The organism is Flexivirga lutea (assembly GCF_054778955.1).
Genome location: NZ_BAAGZB010000001.1, coordinates 46,655 through 67,105 on the forward strand (window position 1 = coordinate 46,655; position 20,451 = coordinate 67,105).

At 67.4% G+C, this 20,451-nt stretch carries 21 protein-coding genes; 10 read left to right on the top strand and 11 right to left on the bottom strand.

All coding sequences use genetic code 11. From position 1 onward, the window contains the following. The first annotated feature begins 44 nt into the window (after positions 1–44). Positions 45–362 (top strand): ArsR/SmtB family transcription factor, encoded by a 318-nt coding sequence (locus ACYVBN_RS00240; protein ID WP_440283459.1) that lies wholly within the window; start codon positions 45–47, stop codon positions 360–362. Beyond that, the gene (locus ACYVBN_RS00245) at positions 359–901 is read left to right on the top strand and encodes an SRPBCC domain-containing protein (protein ID WP_440283460.1); all 543 of its coding nucleotides are present in this window, start codon (positions 359–361) and stop codon (positions 899–901) included. Before ACYVBN_RS00240 ends, ACYVBN_RS00245 begins: the two co-directional genes overlap by 4 nt. A gap of 6 nt (positions 902–907) precedes the next feature. Here the strand turns inward: ACYVBN_RS00245 and rarD are convergent, their stop codons facing one another. Next, a complete protein-coding gene (gene rarD / locus ACYVBN_RS00250) occupies positions 908–1,894 on the bottom strand; it encodes an EamA family transporter RarD (protein WP_460598835.1) in 987 nt (328 codons plus the stop codon). Between the two features lie 152 nt (positions 1,895–2,046). Here rarD and ACYVBN_RS00255 point away from each other — a divergent pair, with 152 nt between their 5' ends. Next, a complete protein-coding gene (locus ACYVBN_RS00255) occupies positions 2,047–2,853 on the top strand; it encodes a hypothetical protein (protein WP_460598836.1) in 807 nt (268 codons plus the stop codon). Here the strand turns inward: ACYVBN_RS00255 and ACYVBN_RS00260 are convergent. The 3 genes from ACYVBN_RS00260 to ACYVBN_RS00270 all read right to left on the bottom strand — a co-directional run bounded on the left by ACYVBN_RS00260 (position 2,815) and on the right by ACYVBN_RS00270 (position 6,422). Beyond that, positions 2,815–3,879, bottom strand: coding sequence for a 2-oxoacid:ferredoxin oxidoreductase subunit beta (locus tag ACYVBN_RS00260; protein ID WP_460599776.1), 1,065 nt, complete (start codon positions 3,877–3,879; stop codon positions 2,815–2,817). The genes ACYVBN_RS00255 and ACYVBN_RS00260 overlap by 39 nt on opposite strands. A gap of 17 nt (positions 3,880–3,896) precedes the next feature. After that, complete coding sequence (locus ACYVBN_RS00265; RefSeq protein WP_460598837.1) at positions 3,897–5,771, bottom strand: 2-oxoacid:acceptor oxidoreductase subunit alpha; 1,875 nt, start codon at positions 5,769–5,771, stop codon at positions 3,897–3,899. Positions 5,772–5,942: 171 nt separating this feature from the next. Next, the gene (locus ACYVBN_RS00270) at positions 5,943–6,422 is read right to left on the bottom strand and encodes a carboxymuconolactone decarboxylase family protein (RefSeq protein ID WP_460598838.1); all 480 of its coding nucleotides are present in this window, start codon (positions 6,420–6,422) and stop codon (positions 5,943–5,945) included. A 98-nt stretch (positions 6,423–6,520) separates the two neighbouring features. On the opposite strand from ACYVBN_RS00270, the gene ACYVBN_RS00275 reads away from it, so the two are divergent. Beyond that, on the top strand, positions 6,521–7,282 hold the full coding sequence (locus ACYVBN_RS00275) for an alpha/beta fold hydrolase (RefSeq protein WP_460598839.1): 762 nt from the start codon (positions 6,521–6,523) through the stop codon (positions 7,280–7,282). Between the two features lie 5 nt (positions 7,283–7,287). After that, a complete protein-coding gene (locus tag ACYVBN_RS00280; RefSeq protein WP_460598840.1) occupies positions 7,288–8,604 on the top strand; it encodes a cytochrome P450 in 1,317 nt (438 codons plus the stop codon). 9 nt (positions 8,605–8,613) lie between these two features. Here ACYVBN_RS00280 and ACYVBN_RS00285 read toward each other — a convergent pair whose 3' ends face one another. Then, positions 8,614–9,519 (bottom strand): gluzincin family metallopeptidase, encoded by a 906-nt coding sequence (locus ACYVBN_RS00285; protein ID WP_460598841.1) that lies wholly within the window; start codon positions 9,517–9,519, stop codon positions 8,614–8,616. 665 nt (positions 9,520–10,184) lie between these two features. On the opposite strand from ACYVBN_RS00285, the gene ACYVBN_RS00290 reads away from it, so the two are divergent. Then, a complete protein-coding gene (locus ACYVBN_RS00290) occupies positions 10,185–10,784 on the top strand; it encodes an ATP-binding protein (protein WP_460598842.1) in 600 nt (199 codons plus the stop codon). Positions 10,785–10,847: 63 nt separating this feature from the next. Further along, positions 10,848–11,681, top strand: a complete 834-nt coding sequence (locus tag ACYVBN_RS00295; RefSeq protein WP_460598843.1) for a hypothetical protein — start codon at positions 10,848–10,850, stop codon at positions 11,679–11,681. Here the strand turns inward: ACYVBN_RS00295 and ACYVBN_RS00300 are convergent. Further along, positions 11,641–12,081 carry a CoA-binding protein gene (locus ACYVBN_RS00300; protein ID WP_440283155.1) on the bottom strand — a complete coding sequence of 147 codons (441 nt, stop codon included), beginning with the start codon at positions 12,079–12,081 and terminating at the stop codon, positions 11,641–11,643. The genes ACYVBN_RS00295 and ACYVBN_RS00300 overlap by 41 nt on opposite strands. 136 nt (positions 12,082–12,217) lie before the next feature. Between ACYVBN_RS00300 and ACYVBN_RS00305 the strand changes: the two genes are divergently transcribed. After that, on the top strand, positions 12,218–13,276 hold the full coding sequence (locus ACYVBN_RS00305; protein WP_460598844.1) for a glycoside hydrolase family protein: 1,059 nt from the start codon (positions 12,218–12,220) through the stop codon (positions 13,274–13,276). A gap of 47 nt (positions 13,277–13,323) precedes the next feature. Here ACYVBN_RS00305 and lon read toward each other — a convergent pair whose 3' ends face one another. Continuing rightward, entirely contained in the window at positions 13,324–15,690 is a 2,367-nt protein-coding gene (gene lon / locus ACYVBN_RS00310) for an endopeptidase La (protein ID WP_460598845.1), read from the bottom strand. A gap of 118 nt (positions 15,691–15,808) precedes the next feature. On the opposite strand from lon, the gene ACYVBN_RS00315 reads away from it, so the two are divergent. Continuing rightward, positions 15,809–16,432, top strand: coding sequence for a class I SAM-dependent methyltransferase (locus ACYVBN_RS00315; RefSeq protein ID WP_460598846.1), 624 nt, complete (start codon positions 15,809–15,811; stop codon positions 16,430–16,432). Here ACYVBN_RS00315 and ACYVBN_RS00320 read toward each other — a convergent pair. The 3 genes from ACYVBN_RS00320 to ACYVBN_RS00330 form a co-directional block, all read right to left on the bottom strand. Next, positions 16,420–16,815, bottom strand: a complete 396-nt coding sequence (locus ACYVBN_RS00320; RefSeq protein ID WP_460598847.1) for a mycothiol transferase — start codon at positions 16,813–16,815, stop codon at positions 16,420–16,422. The genes ACYVBN_RS00315 and ACYVBN_RS00320 overlap by 13 nt on opposite strands. A gap of 110 nt (positions 16,816–16,925) precedes the next feature. Further along, positions 16,926–17,564 carry a GNAT family N-acetyltransferase gene (locus ACYVBN_RS00325; protein WP_460598848.1) on the bottom strand — a complete coding sequence of 213 codons (639 nt, stop codon included), beginning with the start codon at positions 17,562–17,564 and terminating at the stop codon, positions 16,926–16,928. Between the two features lie 144 nt (positions 17,565–17,708). Continuing rightward, a complete protein-coding gene (locus tag ACYVBN_RS00330) occupies positions 17,709–17,990 on the bottom strand; it encodes a hypothetical protein (protein ID WP_460598849.1) in 282 nt (93 codons plus the stop codon). 96 nt (positions 17,991–18,086) lie between these two features. Here ACYVBN_RS00330 and ACYVBN_RS00335 point away from each other — a divergent pair, with 96 nt between their 5' ends. Further along, positions 18,087–19,466 carry an HNH endonuclease signature motif containing protein gene (locus tag ACYVBN_RS00335; RefSeq protein WP_460598850.1) on the top strand — a complete coding sequence of 460 codons (1,380 nt, stop codon included), beginning with the start codon at positions 18,087–18,089 and terminating at the stop codon, positions 19,464–19,466. A gap of 93 nt (positions 19,467–19,559) precedes the next feature. Here the strand turns inward: ACYVBN_RS00335 and ACYVBN_RS00340 are convergent, their stop codons facing one another. Further along, complete coding sequence (locus ACYVBN_RS00340; protein WP_460598851.1) at positions 19,560–20,450, bottom strand: sigma-70 family RNA polymerase sigma factor family protein; 891 nt, start codon at positions 20,448–20,450, stop codon at positions 19,560–19,562. Position 20,451: the final 1 nt, after the last annotated feature.

Here is a 20,451-nt window from a genome sequence, read left to right on the forward strand (position 1 = left end):
TTGTACCCTTGCAGTTATGTAACTGGGCGGGTACGTTCATCCGCATGGACGCAGTTCTGCAGGCTCTGGCCGACCCGAGTCGGCGCACGGTGCTGGAGATCCTGCGCGACCACGAGGCGACGGCCGGTGAACTGGCCGGCGCCCTGCCGATCGCGCGACCCGGCGTCTCGCGGCATCTGCGGGTGCTGCGCGAAGCCGGACTCGTCGAGGTGCGCCAGGACGCACAGCGCCGGATCTACCGACTGTGTCCCGAAGCGCTCGTCCCGGTCGACGACTGGCTCGACGACTACCGAGCCCTGTGGCAGAACCGCCTCGACGCGCTGCACACCGAGATAGCCCGAGGAAAGAAGGCCCGCACGTGAAAACCATTGCCACGATACGGAAGCTGGACGACACGCGCGGGGTGGTGCGCGTCGAGGACGTCTATGACACCGACATCGAGGACCTGTGGGAGGCGTGCACGGATCCGGAGCGCCTCGCCCGCTGGATCGCCCAGGTCGAGGGCGATCTGCGGCCCGGCGGGATCGTCCACGCGACCTACACGAGCACAGCATCGGGCGCCTGCCGCATCGTGACGTGCGAACCTCCGAGCCACTTGTTGATCGCCTCCGTGCCGGAGTCGGCGGACCAGCGCGAGGACCTCGACGGAGACAGCGAGACAGAGGTGTGGCTCAGCGCCGAGGGGTCCCGGACGCGCCTGGTCGTCGAGGAACGTGGTCTGCCCGGGGACAAGCTGCACTTCTACTGCGCGGGATGGCAGGCGCATCTGGAGGACCTCGCGACGACGCTGGCGAGCGGAGAGCCGGTGCACGCCGGCGGCTGGTCGCCCGAACGACCGGCCGACGCTTTCGACGCGCGGTTCCAGGAGCTCATCCCGGTCTACGAGCAAGCCGGCGCCTGAGCCGACTCAGATCGCGCAGTTCTCCGCGGCACGGGCCAACCGCCGCGCCCGTGACCCGGCGGTGAGCGAGTCGATCGTCAACAGGACCAGCGCGACCCAGACGATGGCGAAGCCGATCCACCGGGCGATCGGCATGTGCTCGCCGAGCAGCAGTACGCCGCACAGGAGCTGCAGGATCGGGGTGATGAACTGCAGCATCCCGATCGTCACCAACGGCACCCGGCTCGCGGCAGCTGCGAAGAGCAGCAGCGGCACAGCGGTCACGACTCCGGCGGCGAGCAGCAGCAGCGTGTGTCCGGTGCCGTCCGAGGTGAAGGTGGCGTTGCCCGTCATACCGACGACCACCAGCACGACGATCGCGATCGGCGTCAGGACGGCGCTCTCGGCAGTGAGGCTCTCGACCGCGGTCAGCGAGCCGCCGATGCGCTTCTTCATGAAGCCGTAGCTGGCGAAGGAGAGCGCCAGGACCACCGAGATCCATGGCGGCCGGCCGTAGTCGATGGCCAGGTAGACGCAGGCGAGGGCGCCGACGCCGACGGCGACCCACTGCAGGACGCGCAGACGTTCGCGCAACACCACGACACCGAGGGCGACGGTCACCAACGGGTTGAGGAAGTAGCCCAACGCCGCCTCGACGGTGTGCCCGGTGACGACGGCCTGGATGTAGACGGTCCAGTTGACCGCGATCAGCAGGCCGGCGATGGTCGTCGCGCCCAGCTGGCGGGGGTTGGACGCCAACCGGCGCAGGAAGCCCAGGTTGCGCGTGGCGGCCAGCACCGCCAGGCAGACGACCAGCGTCCAGACGATGCGGTGCGCCAGCACCTCCCACGCGCCGGCCGGCTTGAGGGCGTTGAAGTAGAGCGGGAAGGCACCCCAGATCAGGTAGGCCACGAAGCCGTATGCCGCGCCGTTGCCGGCGAGTGCGGAACGCTGTGTCGCAGTCGTGTCGTCGCCCGCCGACGTCCCTGCACTCGTGGTCTGCACAGCGCTCATTGTCCCACTCTCGCGTATAACGATCGTGAAGCACCAGCGAAATCTTCTTCATGACCATGAAGGACAACTGCAGCGTGTCGACGCCGGGCTCAGGGACGGGTCCGGGCCGTCACCCAGTGACGGCCGGGACGGCCACGATCTAGCGTCGCACCATGAGCCGCCGTCTCGTGCTGACCGTCCTGGCCGTGTGCGCGCTGGTGCTGCTGCCGTGGACGACCTATCTCGGCCGGACGCTGCCGGCCACGCACCTGACCGACGACTGGCGGCTCGCCTGGGTCGGTTTCGACGTCGGCCTGATCGTGCTGCTGCTGGCCGCGCTGTGGTCCGGTCACCGGCGGCACCCGTGGGCGGCGTCCGCGATGGTGGCGACGGCGACCGTGCTCGTCTGCGACGCCTGGTTCGACGTCGTGCTGGACTGGGGCTCGGCGGACGCCTGGGCGAGCATCGCTTCCGCGGTCCTGGTCGAGCTGCCGCTCGCGGTCGCACTGTCGGTGTCCGCCCGGCGCCTGCTCTCCGGCGGTATGCCGCGGCACGTCGTCACCGCGGAGGAGATCCGCAGCGGCTGGGCCCGTCACCGGCACGGGCCGATGTCTCTCGAACGGCCAGCGCTGGAGACACTCAGTCCCGCGGACCGGGCGACGGTGGACGCGTTCTACGAAGAGAAGGTCCAGCAGGAGCTGCGGCTCTTCGCCTGGGCGGCGGCCCGGCACGCCGACTTCGGCGAGCGGGCGAAGGGCAGCCGGTCGGCGATGTGGCTCACCGACCGGGAGCTGCGCCGGTTCGATCGTGAATATCTCGACCTGGTGCTGCGGTACGCCCAGCTGCACACCGGACCCGCCGAGCACACCCGCGAGTTCGCGGTGCGGTGGTATGCCTTCCCGGCGCCGGCCGAACGGGAGTTGCACACCGCTGACCGGAGGTCAGCCGCCGACCGCCCAGGTGTCGCCGCCGTGCAGTAGGTCCAGCAGCTCCGCGTCGGTCGCCGGACCGGCCGGGGATGCGGCCGCGACCTGCGCGCGGACGCCGTCGTCATACGTGGGGCGGTCGACATCGCGGAAGATGCCCATCGGGACGCTGGTCATCGACGCGCCGTCGAGTCGCGACAGCGCGAATGCCGTCGACGGGTCCTCGGCCGCGGTGTCGTGGGTGAGCACCTGGGCCGGGTCGGCGGTCGCCTCGGGTGCCAGTTCCAGTCGTCCGTCCGCAGCCCGTATGACGACCCGCGCCTGCTCGCCGTCGCCGGCACGCACCGGCTCGCCGTCGACGAGCCGTAGGATGCGGCCCTCGCCCTCGTCGGCGTCCTTGAGAATGTCGAACGCGCCGTCGTTGAAGATCGGGCAGTTCTGGTAGATCTCCACCAGGGCGGTGCCGCGGTGCTGGGCCGCCGCGCGCAACACGTCGGTGAGGTGCTTTCGGTCCGAGTCCATCGTGCGAGCAACGAAGGTCGCTTCCGCGCCGAGCGCGAGCGACACCGGGTTGAACGGCCGGTCGACCGAACCCAGCGGTGTCGATTTGGTGACCGCGCCGACGTCGGAGGTGGGGGAGTACTGCCCCTTGGTCAGTCCGTAGATCTTGTTGTTGAAGAGCAGGATCTTGAGGTTGACGTTGCGGCGCAGCGCATGGATGAGATGGTTGCCGCCGATCGACAGTGCATCGCCGTCACCGGTGACGACCCAGACCGACAGATCCGGCCGGCTGGTGGCCAGGCCGGTGGCGATCGCCGGGGCCCGCCCGTGGATCGAGTGCATCCCGTAGGTGTCGAGGTAGTAGGGGAACCGGCTGGAGCAGCCGATACCGGAGACGAAAACGATGTTCTCCCGGCGCAGTCCGAGCTCCGGCAGGAAGCTCTGCACGGCGTTGAGGATGATGTAGTCGCCGCAGCCGGGGCACCAGCGCACTTCCTGGTCGGAGGTGAAGTCCCGTTTGGTCTGCTTCTCGCCGTCGGCCAGCAGGGGGACGCCGGCGATGCCGCTGGTGGCCGGCATCCCGAGATCGGTGGTCGTCACTGGTTGCTCCCTTCGCCCATGGTGTCGAGGTGTTCACCGATGACAGCGGCGATCTCCGCTGCGGTGAAAGGCAGTCCGCGGACTGCGGTGTGGCTGCGTATGTCGACGAGGTATTTGCCGCGCAGCAGCAGCGCGAGCTGCCCGAGGTTCATCTCCGGCAGCACGACGCGCTCGTAGCGGCGCAGCACCTCACCCAGGTTCGCCGGCATGGGCGCGAGGTGGCGCAGGTGCGCACGGGCGACCTTCGCACCCGTCGCGCGGGCCAGCCGTGCACCGGCCGCGATCGGACCGTAGGTCGAACCCCAGCCCAGGACAAGGAGTTTGGCATTGCCGGTCGGGTCGTCGACCTCGATGTCGGGCACGGCGATGCCGTCGATCTTGGCCTGGCGGGTGCGGACCATGTGGTCGTGATTGGCCGGGTCGTAGCTGATGTTGCCGGTGCCGTCAGCCTTCTCGATGCCGCCGACCCGATGCTCCAGGCCGGGTGTGCCGGGCACCGCCCACGGGCGCGCGAGCGTCTCCTCGTCGCGCAGGTAGGGGTGGAACGCCGGGTTGCCTTTGGCATCAGTGGCGTTCGGTTCCGTCGCGAAGTCGACCTCGACGACCGGCAGTTGGTCGATGGAGGTCGGCAGCCGCCACGGTTGCGACCCATTGGCCAGATAGCCGTCGGTGAGCAGGATGACCGGTGTGCGATAGGTGGTCGCCATCTGCACGGCCTCGATGGCCGCGTCGAAGCAGTCGGCAGGGGAGTTGGCGGCGATGACCGCGACGGGTGACTCGCCGTTGCGGCCGAACATCGCCTGGAGCAGGTCGGCCTGTTCGGTCTTGGTCGGCAGACCGGTCGATGGTCCGCCACGCTGCACGTCGATGATGACGAGCGGCAACTCGAGGGAGACGCCGAGCCCGATCGTCTCCGACTTCAGGGCCAGGCCCGGCCCGCTGGTGGTCGTCACGCCGATCGCGCCGCCGAAGGAAGCGCCCAGGGCGGCGCCGATGGCCGCGATCTCGTCCTCGGCCTGGATGGTGGTGACGCCGAAGTGCTTCAGCCGCGACAGGTTGTGCAGCAGGTCCGAAGCCGGGGTGATCGGATAGCTGCCCAGCACGAGCGGCAGCTTCGCCCGGTGTGCCGCAGCGGTCAATCCGTATGCCGTGGCGACGTTCCCGGTGATGTTCCGATAGGTGCCGGCCTCCATCGGTGCCGGCGCGACCGCGTATTGCACCGAGAATGCCTCGGTCGTCTCGCCATACGCGTGACCCGCGCGCAGCGCCGCGAGGTTGGCCTCCAGGATGTCCGGCTGCTGGGCGAACTTGGCGGCGAGGAAGGCGCGCGTGCCGTCCAACGTGCGGGTGTACATCCAGGACAGCAGGCCGAGCGCGAACATGTTCTTCGCGCGTTCCTTGTCCTTGCGGCCCAGGTCGAAGTCGGCGAGCGCCTCGACGGTGATCGAGGTCAGCGGCACGGGGTGCACCTGCCACGCCTCGAGCGAGTCGTCCTCCAGCGGGTTGGTCGCGTATCCGACCTTGGCGAGGTTGCGCTTGGTGAACTCGTCGGTGTTGACGATGATCGTCGAACCGCGTGGCAGGTCGCCGAGATTGGCCTTGAGTGCCGCGGGGTTCATCGCGACGAGCACATCGGGCGCGTCGCCCGGGGTCAGCACGCTGTGGTCGGCGAAGTGCACCTGGAAGCTGGAGACGCCGGGCAGCGTCCCCTGTGGTGCGCGGATCTCGGCGGGGAAGTTGGGCAGGGTGGACAGGTCGTTGCCGAGGACGGCGGAGTCGCTGGTGAAGCGGTCGCCGGTCAGCTGCATGCCGTCACCGGAGTCTCCGGCGAACCGCACGACGACGCTGTTGATCTGTTTCAGGTTGCTCACTGGTTCTCCCGCTATCGGTGCTAGCAGCAAATCTACGCGTTGCTCCGGCACCGATTACATCCGGGTGGACAGGCATAACTACGACTTATATCTCGAGTCGACTCGAGGTTTTGTGCGCTGTGATCCAGCCCACTCGCGCAGGTGGTCGGCGCGCGAGCGCACCGGCCGGGATCAGCGCTTCGGCGGCTGCATTCGCGTCGGTATGGCGAGCCGGTTCCACACGTTGATCGTGGCGATCGCGACCAGCAGGTGGGCGACCTCCTCCTCACTGAACTGGTCGCAGGCGGCGGCCCACACCTCGTCGGTGACCCCCTCCTCGCCCAGCCGGGTGACCTGGTCGACCAGCGCCAGCGCGGCGCGCTCCTGGTCGGTGAAGCACCCCACCTCACGCCAGGCCATCAGCTCGAAGAGCCGCTGCGGCTGCTCGCCGGCCTCGAGAGCGTCGTGGCTGTGCATGTCGATGCAGAAGCCGCAGCCGTTGATCATCGAGGCGCGCAGTTTGACCAGTTCGTAGAGCGTCGGGTCGACGTGAGTGGCGGCGTACTGCTCGAGCGCGATGACCTTCTCGTAGGCCTCGGGTATGACGTTGGCGATCTTCATCCGCGGTTGCATGTCGTGCTGCTCCTTCTGTCCAGATGGTGCGTCCGTCACAGGTCTACTCCTCGGCGCGGTCGCCGTCAGCCGCACCCCTCGTCATCCGCGAACGCCAGACAGGTGCCGGCGAGGGCGCGACGCACTAGGGTGCGCAGATGAGTGTTGGACACGTCGTGGTGGGTTCCGGTCCGGTGCGGTTGATCGCCCTGCACGGGTGGTTCGGGTCGTCGAGCGGTTGGGGGGAGCTGCCGCTGCGGATCGACGGTGACCGATGCACCGTGGCGTTCCTGGACTACCGCGGATACGGCACTCGCAAGACCGAGACCGGTGACTACAGCCTCGCCGAGATCAGCGCGGACGCCCGGGCGCTCGCCGACGAACTCGGCTGGAATCGTTACGCATTGATCGGCCACTCGATGGGTGGCACCGCCATGATGCGCACCTTCGCCGACGCACCGCAGCGGGTCACCGGACTGATCGGTGTGTCGCCGGTGCCGCCGACCGGGGTGCCGTTCGACGACGAGTCGTGGGCGTTGTTCGACGGAGCCGCGGACAACGACGACAACCGGGCGGCGATCATCGACTTCACCACCGGCAACGTGCACCCGGACGAGTGGGTGCAGCAGATGGTGCGCTTCTCGGTGGAGAACTCCCGGCGGGACGCCTTCGGCGCCTACCTGCCGTCGTGGGGCAGGACCGACTTCCACGAAGAGGTCCCCCCGGTCGAGGTGCCGCTGCGGCTGATCGTCGGCGCTCGCGACGCGGCGCTCGGCCCGCAGACCTGTGAGGCCAGCTGGCTGCAGCTCTTCCCCGACGCCGCGATGGCCGTCATCGATGACGCCGGACACTATCCGATGTACGAATCACCGGACGCCTTCATGGACCACTTCGGTCGCGCCCTCGACGCACTGGACTGAGCAGGATGGCGACGCCGTCGACTGCAGCTCTGCACGATCCGAGCACCTACACCGAGGGCGTGCCGTTCGAGCTGATCGAGCGATTGCGCGCCGCCGGTCCGGTGCACTGGGTGGACGAACCCGAACTCCCCGGTCTGCCGCCCGGGCCCGGCTACCACCTGGTGGTGGATCACGCTCTGGTCACCGAGGTGGTGCGCGACCCCGCGACATACTCCTCGGCGCTCGGTGGCACCCAGATCCGTGACCCTGCGACACCGGGTGACTTGGCCTACGTGCGCCGGATGATGCTGAACATGGATCCGCCGGAGCACACCCGGTTGCGCAGGATGATCGCCGCGTCGTTCACGCCGCGGGCGGTGCGGGCGCTGGAGGATCGGATCGCCGCGCACGCCGAGGGCATCGTCGACCGGATGCTCGACGGACCGCACGAGTGCGATTTCGCCAAGGATGTCGCGGCTGATCTGCCGCTGCTGACGCTGGCGGACGTCCTCGGCGTGCCGACGGAGGATCGTTGGCTGATGTTCGACTGGTCGAACCGGGTCATCGGCTTCCTCGACGCCGACTATGCCGGATCGGCGACTTTCGATGGAGCACAAGGGACTTCGCTGGCGCAGGAGGCGGTGGCGCTGCGCCCGTCGCCGGATGAGCACGGACGTATGCCGGACCCGCGCGGCCGTGACGGCATGCCGGACCTCTACCGCTACGCACACCTGCTGGGTGACGCGAAGCGGGCCGAGCCGGGTGACGACGTGATGTCGATCCTGCTCGCGCAACGCGCGGAGGACGGCGGGCAGTTGTCGGTCGAGGAGTTCGAGAACATGTTCTGGCTCTTCGCCGTCGCGGGCAACGAGACGCTGCGCAACGGGTTGCCCGGCGCGATGATCGCACTCCTGTCGAACCCCGACGCGATGGCGGCACTGCGTGCCGACCCGTCGCAGATCCGGGGTGCGGTGGACGAGTTGCTGCGCTGGTGGACACCGGTCATGACCTTCCGGCGCACTGCTGCCCGTGACGTCCAACTCGGGGACACCGCCGTGCATGCCGGTGACAAGGTGGTCGTCTCCTACCTGGCCGCCAACCGCGACCCTGCCGTCTTCGACCAGCCGGCGGAGCTGCAGCTGGGCCGAAAGCCCAACAACCATCGCGTCTTCGGCCACGGTCCGCACGTCTGTGTCGGCGCACACTTCGCACGGGTGCAGATGGAGCACCTCTTCCGTGAAGTGCTGGTCCGCACCCGCGACATACAACTCGCCGGGGAGCCGGCCCTGCTGCGGTCCAACTTCCAGCGCGGCGTCAAGCGGCTGCCGATCCGCTGGGAATGAGTGGTCGACTCATTTCACATAGACGTCGACGTCGAGCGCGGCGACCTGCTCCTTGTACTGGCTCGCCCACTCCTTCTCGACCGACGCCAGATCACGCTTGAAGACGTGCGCAAAGCTGGCGGCCGTGCTGCCGTAGGCCGGCTCGAGTGATCGTTTGTAGAACCGGATGGCGGTGGCCTGGCCGAACTGCGAGACCAGGTACGAAACGAACATGAAAGACTGCGCGTAGGCATTAGTGGCTCTTTCCTGCGCGAACTCAGAGTTGGTCGCCGGCAGATTCGGCGGCGGTGCAGCCTGCGGAAACACAACGGTCGCCGTTGATCCTGCCCACTCGGCGTACCCCTCCGTGACCCATAGCGGTGCGTTTCCAGCGCTGTCCGAGTCCGGCAGGGTGTTGGCATGAAAGAACTCATGGCGAATGTCGTGTTCCAACCACGCGCGGTTGTCGAGCAGTGTTCGGCCGGTGCCGATGCTTGATGCGGTGTCAATCACGATCCAGCCTTGGGCGCCCGGAGGCCCCGGTGGGACGTACCCTCCGGCTACATCCTTCGAAGAACCGGCTATCCAATTCTTGAACTCGGCACCGTTGCGCGGGAGAAGCATGAGGTATTTCTCATTCGGACGAATCCCGGTGATTCGCTCGATAGCGTCGACAGACTCCTGGGCAAAAAGCGCGCACCTTGAAAGGTCGCCCGCGGCGATGTCTCCGACTGTTATCACCCGCGCCAACACCTTGCTTTTGAGGTCGGAGCGCGTCCACAATGCGACGGGGATGTCGCTGCTGTCCTCGATTCTGCCGACGACCTCTGTCGGCAGTGTGACAGGATGCTTCGAGGCCTTTGTCGGTGCGGACCCAACGCTGCACGCGCCGAGGATCGCAGTCGCGCCTCCCGTGACGATAAGCGTCAATGCCACGCGTCGAGAGAGATCCTGTCCTTGGCTTGGCATAGTGCTCGTTTCGTCATTTGATAGTGACTACTGCGTTGGCCCCGCAGAGGCACCTTGGGGCCAACGCACCGACTATTTTTCTCGGTCAACAACCATAGTTGCGGAAGTAGTCCACCATGTATCGAGTTGACGTTTCCCGTGTGATCTCAGCAGAACCACCGTGACCTTCGCGGATGGCCTCCTGGGCGGCATCGACCGCATCGGGGTGTGTCCGGTAGGGACCGAATAGCTCGCCCTTTGGGAACATGTTCGGACCGACAGTGTCGATGCATTCCATAGGTGATATTGATGATACGGCTACGCGAGTTCCGCTGGGAATGCTGGCGTGGGCCGGCGTTGGCATCAACGGGACAGCGATGGCAATCGCTGTAACAGAGACTGCCATGATGTGTCGAATTTTCAATTGTTTCCCCTTTGAATCGTGACGCCCCCCCTTGGGCGCTAAGAGTGAGAGTTCGAGCGAAGTGGTCGAAGCCCCCGTGGGGAAAATATAGAAGTATCCGCGATGGAACTGCAATCATTCGAGAGTAAATCTTTGGCAAAGCGTTTTCGGTCAGCATATTATGGGTGAAAGTTCAGGCTTTCTTGAAGTTGTTGTGATCCAGAGGTGTGTCGGTCGCTACTGTGTTGTTGTGCTGATCTGGATCAACGGCGCTTTCGGGGCGGGCAAGACGCAGACCGCGCACGAGTTGCGGCGGCGGCTGCCGGAGAGCCAGGTGGCGGATCCCGAGGTGTTGGGCTTCGCGATGCACAAGATGCTGCCCGACTGCGCGCGCGGTGACTTCCAGGACCTGGCGCAGTGGCGGTCGGGCGTCGTCCACACCCTGCAGCAGGCCGAGGATGCGGCGCGCGGACCGGTCATCGTGCCGATGACGATCGTGCGCGACGACTACTTCGACGAGATCATCGGCGGACTCCGGCAGCTGGGTGTCGACGTACGGCACTACACGCTGAGCGCCAGCGCGCAGACGCTGAGAAGCCGCCTGCGGTCACGGCTTTCAACCCTGCGCGGTCACGAGGACACGTGGGCGCTGGGCAACATCGACCGATGCGTGCAGGCGCTGGTCGGCGATCGCTATGCGACCCATGTGCCGACCGACGACTTGTCGGTCGACGAAGTCGTCGAATGGATTGCGGCCGACGCCGGCCTGCAGCTCGCGCGGCCGCGGCTTCGGCCGCAGCGGTACCAGGCGCGCCGACTCGCGGTGAGTGCGCGTCACATCCGGTGGTGATGCGACGGATGCATCACCGCGTGTGCTCGCGCACTCCTTGACGGCATGGAAGACAATCCGGGCATGAGAGCAGAGGTCACGACCTACCGTTACCTCCGGTTCTGTCTGCTCGCGCTCCTGCTGGCCCTGGCAATCTCGCTCGGCATCGAAACCGTGCGCGGCGGCTGGCAGACGTCGATCAGCGCGTACTACTACACGCCCGCCGGTCCCGTCTTCGTCGCCGTGCTGGCCAGTGTCGGGGCCTGCCTCGTCGCGCTGCGCGGCTACACCGACGCGGAGAACGTCTGCCTCGACCTGGCCGGCATCAGTGCGCCGATGGTGGCCTTCGTGCCGACGCCGGAGAGCGGTCGCTCACCGGACGTGGTGGCCATCACCAACAACGCGGCGACGTTCCTGACGGTGCTCGGCATCGGATACCTGGTGGTGCTCGGGTATGCCGTCCGCCGGGTCCGGCGGCGCGAGCGCCTATCCGCCTGGAGCGCCGTCGGACTGGTGGCCGTGGCGCTCGCGTGGCTCGTCGGCGTCGTCTGGCTGGCGGTGGACCGTGACGGGTTCGCCCGCCATGCGCACACGCTGGCGGCGACGTTCACCTTCGTACCGTTCGCCGGCGTGGTCGCCCTGAACACCGACTGGGGTGTGCGGGTGATCGCCCGGAAGGCGACTGCGAGCCGCACACGGTTCGACAGGGCGTACTGGGTCGTCCTCGGTGGCATGGGTCTCGTGGTCGTGGTCTTCGCCGCCCTGCGGTCGTGGTCCTACGCGCTGCTGGGACTCGAGATCGGGATCCTCGCTCTCTTCGCGGCCTTCTGGATCCTGCAGACCATCGACCTGATGGATCCGCGCCGGGATGCGGCAACTACCGTGCCGGGCCGATCAGCGCCCGGTGTTCGACCATGAGGCAACGGTCCATGACGACCGTCAGGCCGGCGGATGACGCTGTGGCTGCGACACTTTCGTCATACAGACCAAGCTGCGTCCACAACGCGCCCGCACCGGCGGCGATGGCGTCGTCGGTCACTGCGGGCAGCTCGCTCGGCCGGCGGAAGACGTCGACGATGTCCGGTGCCGCGGGCAGGTCGGCCAGGCTCGGGTGCACCGGCCGGCCCATCAGGGTGGTCAGCCGCGGGTTGACGAACCACACTTCGTAGTCGGTGTGTTCGAGCAGGTATGCCGCCACGCCGTGGCTCGGTCGGGTGGGCTTGTCGGAGACGCCGACCACGGCCACGGTGTGCGCCGCCCGCAGTAGATCACGGATCTTCCGGCTGGACGGCCTGCTCCACTGGTGCTGCTCGCTCACGAGCCCACGGTATGCCTGCCGTGGTCGCCGGCTGCGAATCCGCTGCGACCGCAGGCCGTGTGTCGCAGTCGATTCGCAGGGCGAGTGCCTAGCTTTCGTGATCGGAGCGGGAGACTCTCGCCGTCAGGAGAACGCCATGAAGTTTCGCCGTACAGCTGCCGCCCTCGCCGTCGCCGCCGCAGCATCCACCACCGTGATGCTCGCCACGCCGGCGCACGCCGCCGGATACCGCACACCGGTCTCGAGCTTCCCGGTCGGAGATCCCGGCATCCTGTGGGACAGCGGACAATTCGTGAATTTCTACACCGGCTGGCGGGCGAAGGTGGCCACCGCGCCATACGCCAACGGGCCGTGGAAGCAGGCCGGGCACGCGCTGAACGCTGACCCAGTCTGGTCCAAGCAGTCGACCTCGACATCGCATCCCGCGGTCTGGGCACCATCGGCCATCAAGATCTCGTCCGGGAAGTACATGCTCACGTATGCCGCCCAGCGCAAGGACTCCAGCTACCTGCGCTGCATCGGGGTCGCCTTCGCGACCAAAGCCACCGGTCCCTACACGCCGGCCTCGACGCCGCTGTCGTGCATCAACGGGCGGTACGGCGCACCCGACGTGATGTCCGGTGCTGCGTCGAACGACTCGGTGATCGACGCGACACCACGCTTCCTGACGTTCAACGGGTCGAGGGGTCTGTATGTGACGTACAAGACGCAGCACAGCGTCGGCACGAAGGGCCAGCCGGGTTTCCATTACTACTCGACGATCCGGATGGTCAGGGTGCAGACCGCCAGCAATGCGTCGTCGGTCAAGATCTTCGGCACCAGTCACATCCTCACGACGCGCCCGGACAACATCGAGGAGAACCCGGTGATGGTGCAGCGCGGCAACACCTTCACGCTCTTCACGTCGCTCGGCGGCTACACGCTGTGCAGCTATCACACGGAATACCGGACGTCGACCCACCTGTGGGGCTGGCCGGCGACGTCCCATCGCCTGAGCTTCCCGTCCAACACCAACACCTGCGGTACCGGGGACGCCGACGTCTATTACTCGCCGCAGGCGAAGGCGTACCGGATCTTCTGGTCCGGACGGCCCGGTGGGGCGGGGAAGTCCCACCCGTTCTATCTCTACAGCGGCGAGCTGGCGTTCTCCAACGGTGTGCCGAAGGTGACCGGAGTGGACGCCCGCAAGTCGTGACGCGGCGAGGCCGGACAGGAGTCGTCTCCCGTCCGGCCAGGCGTGCGTCAGGCGGCGCTGTGCGCGTCCACCGCCGACGCCGTCTCGAAGGCGAGTTCGAGGATCTGCGCGACATCGCTGACCGGTCGTATGTCGAGAGCGTTCCTCACCTCGTCCGGCACGTCGTCCAGATCCGGTTCGTTGCGCTGCGGGATGAACACCGTTGTCAACCCTGCGCGCTGCGCCGCGAGCAGCTTCTGCTTCACGCCGCCGATCGGCAGGACACGGCCGTTCAGGGTCACTTCTCCCGTCATACCGACATCGCTGCGGACCGGTCGGCCGGTGGCCAAGGATGCCAGGGCGGTGACCATGGTGACACCGGCGGACGGGCCGTCCTTGGGCGTTGCACCGGCGGGCACGTGCAGGTGGATCGGTCCGGTGAGTGCCGCGACGTCGACACCGTGCTCGGCGCCGTGGGCGCGCAGGTAGGAGAGGGCGATCTGTGCGCTCTCCTTCATCACGTCACCGAGTTGGCCGGTCAGGGTGAGTCGCGGGCCGGATTCACCGTCGACAGAAGCCGATTGCAGTGTCGCACTCGCCGGTTTGGCGGCTTCGATGAACAGCACGTCGCCGCCCATGCCGGTCACCGCGAGTCCGGTGGCGACACCGGGCACGGCGGTTCGTTCCGCTGACTCCGGGGTGAACCGGGGTCGGCCCAGGTAGTCCGTCAGGTCGTCGACGGTGACCCGCACGGGCGCCTCCGCCTTGTCCATGGCGAGCTGGGTGGCGACCTTGCGCAGGATCTTGCCGAGCATGCGCTCCATCTGACGAACACCCGCTTCGCGCGTGTATTCGCCTGCCATCTCCCGCAGTGCTGCTTCGTCGATGGTGACGTCATCCGCCGTGAGCGCAGCGCGGTCCAACTGTCGGGGCAGCAGGTGCGTCGACGCGATGGCGACCTTGTCATCCTCGGTGTAGCCGTCGAGGGCGACCAACTCCATCCGGTCCAGCAGTGCGCTGGGGATGGTCTCGAGAGTGTTCGCGGTGGCGATGAAGACGACGTCGGACAGGTCGAGATCGAGTTCGAGGTAGTGATCGCGGAAGGTGTGGTTCTGCGCCGGGTCGAGCACCTCGAGCAGCGCGGCGGCCGGGTCGCCGCGGAAGTCGGAGCCGACCTTGTCGATCTCGTCGAGGAGTACGACGGGGTTCATCGAGCCGGCTTCCTTGATGGCGCGCACGATCCGGCCGGGCAGTGCCCCGACATACGTGCGTCGGTGGCCGCGGATCTCGGCCTCGTCACGCACACCGCCGAGGGCGACACGCACGAAGGATCGGTCCAGGGCCCGTGCCACGCTCTCGCCGAGCGACGTCTTGCCGACGCCGGGCGGCCCGACGAGGGCGAGCACCGCGCCGGAGCCGCGTCCACCCACGACCTCCAGCCCGCGTTCAGCGCGGCGTCCGCGGACGGCGAGGTATTCGACGATGCGGTCCTTCACGTCCTCCAGGCCGTGGTGATCGGCGTCCAGCACCTCGCGGGCAGCGGTGATGTCGGTGCGATCGGACGTCGTGTGTTGCCAAGGGAGTTCCAGCACCGTGTCCAGCCAGGTGCGGATCCAGCCGCCTTCCGGGCTCTGCTCGCTGGAACGCTCCAGCTTGCCCACCTCGCGCAGCGCAGCCTCGCGCACGTCATCCGGCAGGTCGGCCGCCTCGACCCGGGAGCGGTAGTCGTCGGCGCCCTCGGGTTCGCTCCCACCGAGTTCCTTGCGGATCGCCTCCAGCTGCTGGCGCAACAGGAACTCGCGCTGACTCTTGTCCATGCCGTCGCGGACGTCGCTGGCGATCTTGTCCGAAACCTCTTGCTCGGCAAGGTGATCGCCGGTCCACTTGATGAGGACTTCGAGTCGCTTGTCGACGTCGGTCTGTTCGAGCAGCTCGATGCGTTGCTGCGGCGAGAGGTAAGAGGCCCAGCCGGCCAGGTCGGCCAGTGCGTGGGCATCGGTCGTCGACTCGACGTGGTCGATGACCTGCCACGCGTTGCGGCGCTTGAGGGTGGCAATCACGAGTCGCTTGTAGTCGGTGGCGAGCTCGCGAGTGCGCTCGGTCGGTTCGGCAGGTGCCATCACCTCGGCCTCCACCCAGAGGGCGGCGCCGGGTCCGGCCACGCCGCGACCGATGCGGGCGCGGTCGGTGGCGCGCAGCACCGCAGCGGGTTCGCCGCTCGGCATCCGGCCCACCTGCTCGATCGTCGCCACGGCGCCGATCGTGGGGTAGTTGTCGTCGATGCGCGGGGCGAGCAGCAGCTGTTCGCTGCCGGCGGCCCGGGCGGCGTCGACGGCCGCGCGCGCTTCGTCGTCCAGCTCGATCGGCAGGGTCATGCCGGGCAGGGCCACCTGGTCGTGCAGAAAGAGCACCGGCAGCTCGGTTGTTCGGGTCATCGCTCTCCTGGAGTCGTATGGCGGCACGGTGTGCCGCAGCCAAAGTTGAGTCTTATGGGCTCAAGGCTGTGGTGGCGAGTTTTGTTCCCGCGGCACACGGGCGGGGCATCATGGCGTCGTGGAGGCAGGTGCAGCGGGCTGGTACGAACGGCTGTATGCCGGAGCACACGACGGATCGTCGGTGGTTCCGTGGGATCACGGGGAGCCGACGCCATACCTGGTGACGTGGCTGCGCGAGCGTCACCCGGACGGTCGGCCGCACGTGGGCCGGGCGGTGGTCGTCGGCTGCGCGTATGGCGACGACGCCGAGCTGGTGGCGTCATACGGCTTCGACGTGACCGGGTTCGACGTGGCGCCGACGGCGGTGGAGTCGGCGCGCGAACGGCATCCGGCATCAGCGGTCGACTATCGGCAGGCGGATCTGCTCGCGGTGCCGCCGGAGTTGGTCGGGGCGTTCGACCTGGTCGTCGAGTGCACGACGTTGCAGGCGTTGCCGCGACAACTGCACCTGGCGGCTGCGGCAGGTGTTGCGTCCCTGTGCGCACCCGGCGGCGAGATTCTCGTGGTTGCCCGTTGCCCGGCTGATGACGATCCGACGGGGCCGCCGTGGTTGTTGCCGGAGTCGGAGGTGCGTCGTGTGGCGGCCTGCGATGTGCGGCTCACCCGCCTGCGACGGATTCCGATGCGCGGCGGCGACCGGTGGGTCGGGGAGTTCGCGCGCGACCCTGCTCAGTCGAACTGATCGGCGATGCGCGTCAGGCGCTCGCAGTGTGCCGGCAGGTCGCTGCTGTAGGGGAGATTGCTGTGGCCGGGCAACAGGCCGACAGACCCGTCTAGCTGTTCGCGCAGAATGTCCGCGTGGCCGGCGTGCCGCTGCAGGTCTGAGATCTTGTGGACCATGAGTTCGTGCAGGGTGACCTCCGCATCGCCCCACTGAGCGACGTGGCCGATCGCTTCGAGCGGTAGCACGTCGATGGTCTCGTCCGCGAAGGCCTGCACGCGACGATAGAGGTCGATGATTCCGTCAGCGGTCTCGAATTCCGTTGCGTACCAACCGGCGCGGGGATCCGGGTCATCGGCGGCGACGAGTTCGTCAGGCATGCCGTTGCCGACATAGATCGCCACGTGGTAGGCGTAGCTGCCGTCGTCGGCCATTCGCGCCCGAAGGGACGGCCGAAGTAGAGCACTTCGGTCTTCAGCGGGTCCTTCGGGTCTGTCGTCATCCGGTCAGCGTTTCACGGATGTTCGAAATACGGCCGGCAATCGTCGAACCCGTTGACGGCGAACGAGATTCGCGAGTCGCTCGCGGCCCAGTCATCGCGACTCAACCTCAGGTGCTGCAGGTCGACGATGCCGTCGCCGGCGTCGTGCGGCCGGACGCCGTTGTCTCGGTCGCCGATCCGTCGACTCACCCCGAGGGAGGCATGGTTGGTCACAACAGCCGAGGTGATCGCCTGATGCGCGCCGAGATGTTCGAAGGCGAACGCCAGCACCGCCGTGCGTGCTTGAATGCCGAATCCCTTGCCGCGGAACGGTTTTGCGATCCACGACGCGGTGTCGACGGTGCGGTAGGTCGAAAACCTTGTCCCCTCGAGGGTCTGTATGCCGATGGGCTCGCCGTTGCGCCATACGCCGAAGTCGAGTGCCCACTCGTCGATGGACCAGCACCCGCGATGTCGCCAGACGCTCTGCGCGAAACGGCGCTCGCGGTCCTGCTGAGCCGGCATCCCGGTCAGCGGCGGGAAGCGCGGGTCGAGGTCGAAGTCGTCCGGAAAGATCGTGATGAACTGCGCCAGCTCAGCATCGCGCACCGGCCGGAGCAGGAGCTCCGCGCCGGTGAGAGTCAGTTCGTCGAACGGCCACGCTGTGATCACTTGGCAAGCTTCGCAGAGCAGCAGCTGTCGGTCATCCCGTATATGCTGAAAGCGAGTTTGTGTGGGCAAGGAGATCGACCAAAACCCCTGACAACAAAGGATATTGCTGTCATTTCGTCTTGCGATCAGATTCGAACACAGTTATTATGAACCATGTCCAATCAGCCGCTTCTGGTCACTGGCGAGGCCGTCGCCGATGCATCGGTCGACGCGCTGCTCGCGACCGCGCACGCCCTCGCGCGAGAAGCGGCGAACAGGATGCGATCCGGCACGGCGGACACGTCCCGTGAGGGCCTGATCGACCAGGCGGTTGTCTGCCAGCAGGTTCAAAACTCGATGTGGGCAGTTCAATCCGCACGGCTGGCACAGGTCGCCGCGATCGAGGAGGTCGTCTCGAGCGACGGGCCGCCGCGTGAGGTGCGGCATGCCCTCGGTTCGTATGCGGACGAGTGGCTGCCATCGGAGATCGGCACCCGGCTCGGCTGGTCCGACCGTCAGGCGACGACTCGGCTGACCGAGTCGGTGGACGCCATACGTCGCACGCCGCGCCTGTTCGACCTGACAGCGCGCGGCACGCTCGATTCGCGAAAGCTCGTCGGCGTCGGAGACACTCTGTGCGGTGCCTCTCCGAAGGTCGCCGGAAAGGTCGAGAGGGAGTTGCTCGCGACGTTCGGCGATGTGGATGACGTGGTTTTGACGACGTCGACCAAGCTGATCCGACGCTCGCGGCGACTGCTCGCCCAAGCAGCGCCGGCCGACGCAGACAAGGCTGCCACCGAGCGGCGGGCCAATGCCAAGGGCGTCCAAGTGTTCCCGCACCACGAGCCGGGGCTGAGTGTGTTCCGCGCCGTCCTGCCCAGCGAGGACGCGATGCGCGTCATGGCCGGTGTGAATGAGCTCGCCCGTCACTTGCATAAGGACACGACCACCGGAAAGTCGCTCGACGAGTGCCGTGTCGACGCCTTCGTCGACTTGCTGCTCGGGAACATCTCGGTCGGCACCACGTGCGTCGTGCAGATCCCGCTGTTCCCGATCGGCTCCGCGACCGACGGGGCCGTTTCATCTGGTCGTGCCGACTCCGAGGAAGCGGACACGACCGTTCGGCGGCCGGCCGTTCGCGCCGGACTCGCCGCCGCGATGTCCGCGGCGGGTCGTCACCTGTCGTGTGAGTCCAGTGCCCCGGCGGCGCCCTCGTTCGCCGAGGCGCGGTTACAGCATCTGCTCGAGTTGTCGGCAGCCGAAGGCATCGATCGGCTGGTCGAATTGAACACTCCGACGTCGAATGTCATTGTGCGTGAGCCGTGCGATGTGACGACTCTCGTCAGGCGAGAGCCCGGGGTTCGCTTCGCACCGAGCGTCCGTGTTGACCTCCGATCAAGGGGACCGAGTTGTCGAAGACTTCACGGTACCGATGATCTTCAGGGCGTGCCGGAGCAGCGGCATCGCACCACCTCGGCGACGACCGGCAGCCCGGCCGACGCTTATCGCATCGGCGACGCCGTCATCGAAAGTCTGGGCGTCATACCCGCCGCGGCTCTCATCGAGTTGTGCGGTGCACTCGGCACCAAGGTGACGCGTGCGCTCATCGACATGAAGACGGGAGCGACGGTCGAAACCGCCGATGGAACCTACAAACCCGGCGCCCGCCTGCGGCGATTCGTGGTGACGAGGGACCAGCATTGCCGTTTTCCAGGCTGCACTCGACCCGCCCGCCTCGACGATCTCGACCACGTCGACCCATATCCCGACGGTCCTACCGCGGCCTGGAACCTCCAATGCCTCTGCCGGCACCATCACCGCGCGAAACACGAAGGCGGCTGGGCGGTTTCGATGACATCCGAAGGTGTCTGCACCTGGACCAGTCCCTCCGGCCGCCGCTACGTGACGCATCCGGCCGACTGACCAGCATGGTTCGGACACGACAACCGCGAGCGCCTGCGCGACGGCAGTGCGCCCGGTCGGCCGTCACCCACGCAACGTCGGTCTGTCGCGGGCTCAAGGCCGGCCGAGGATCTCGATCCGCATCAACGCGATGGTCTCCTGGTCGGCACACACGTCGAAGCGGACGATGTGGCCATCGCGCACCCGTGCCGCGATGGTCGACAGGACACGTCCGTCGGGCGCGTAGACGGCGCCGATCACCCCGTCGATCAGGGCCAGTTCGGCGCCGGCGGCCCGGCCCTGGAAGGCGGCCGCGACGGCGTGCACACCGTGCAGTGAACTGTCGATCTCCGGTGCGCCACCGGGTGCGGCCGCCGCCGCAGCCACCGCCACCCGGTCCGCGCGCAACTCGATCTGCGGGTCGAGCACCGCCAGCAGACCGGCCAGGTCACCACTGCGCGACGCCCGCAGGAAGGCCGACACCGCACTGCGCTGCTGTTTGCGCGCACTCGACACGTCCGCCTCGCGCACGCGGCGCCGGGCACGCGACGCCAACTGCCGAGTCGCACCGGGTGCGCGCTCGATGACCGCGGCGATCTGCTCGAACGGCACACCGAAGAGGTCGTGCAACACGAACGCCAGACGCTCTGCCGGACCGAGTCGATCGAGCACCACGAGCAACGCGTTGGTGACCGAATCGTCATGGACAGCAACGAACTCCGGCTCCTCCATGACCGCTGCCAGCGGCGCGTCATCGCCGTCCAGCTCATCCTCGGCGCGCGTACGCCGGGACCGCAGCATGTCCAGGCAGATCCGCGACACCACCGTCGTCAGCCAGCCGCCCAGGTTGTCGATGCTGTCCCGGTCGACGCCGGCCAGCCGCAGCCATGCCTCCTGCACCGCGTCATCCGCATCGCCATACGTCCCGAGCACGCGGTAGGCCACTGCGCGCAGCCGCGTCCGATGGGTGTCGAACTCGTGCGCCAGAAATTCGTCATCGCTCACG

What these genes read in the sequence shown, in the direction of transcription:
- ACYVBN_RS00240 (WP_440283459.1), top strand. Translation starts at nt 45, where the DNA reads ATGGACGCAGTTCTGCAGGCTCTGGCCGACCCGAGTCGGCGCACGGTG.
- rarD (WP_460598835.1), bottom strand. Translation starts at nt 1,894, where the DNA reads ATGAGCGCTGTGCAGACCACGAGTGCAGGGACGTCGGCGGGCGACGAC.
- ACYVBN_RS00255 (WP_460598836.1), top strand. Translation starts at nt 2,047, where the DNA reads ATGAGCCGCCGTCTCGTGCTGACCGTCCTGGCCGTGTGCGCGCTGGTG.
- ACYVBN_RS00260 (WP_460599776.1), bottom strand. Translation starts at nt 3,879, where the DNA reads ATGCCGGCCACCAGCGGCATCGCCGGCGTCCCCCTGCTGGCCGACGGC.
- ACYVBN_RS00275 (WP_460598839.1), top strand. Translation starts at nt 6,521, where the DNA reads ATGAGTGTTGGACACGTCGTGGTGGGTTCCGGTCCGGTGCGGTTGATC.
- ACYVBN_RS00280 (WP_460598840.1), top strand. Translation starts at nt 7,288, where the DNA reads ATGGCGACGCCGTCGACTGCAGCTCTGCACGATCCGAGCACCTACACC.
- ACYVBN_RS00295 (WP_460598843.1), top strand. Translation starts at nt 10,848, where the DNA reads ATGAGAGCAGAGGTCACGACCTACCGTTACCTCCGGTTCTGTCTGCTC.
- ACYVBN_RS00305 (WP_460598844.1), top strand. Translation starts at nt 12,218, where the DNA reads ATGAAGTTTCGCCGTACAGCTGCCGCCCTCGCCGTCGCCGCCGCAGCA.
- lon (WP_460598845.1), bottom strand. Translation starts at nt 15,690, where the DNA reads ATGACCCGAACAACCGAGCTGCCGGTGCTCTTTCTGCACGACCAGGTG.
- ACYVBN_RS00330 (WP_460598849.1), bottom strand. Translation starts at nt 17,990, where the DNA reads ATGCCGCACCTCACGCGGCGGCCCGTCGCTCGAGACGACCTCCTCGAT.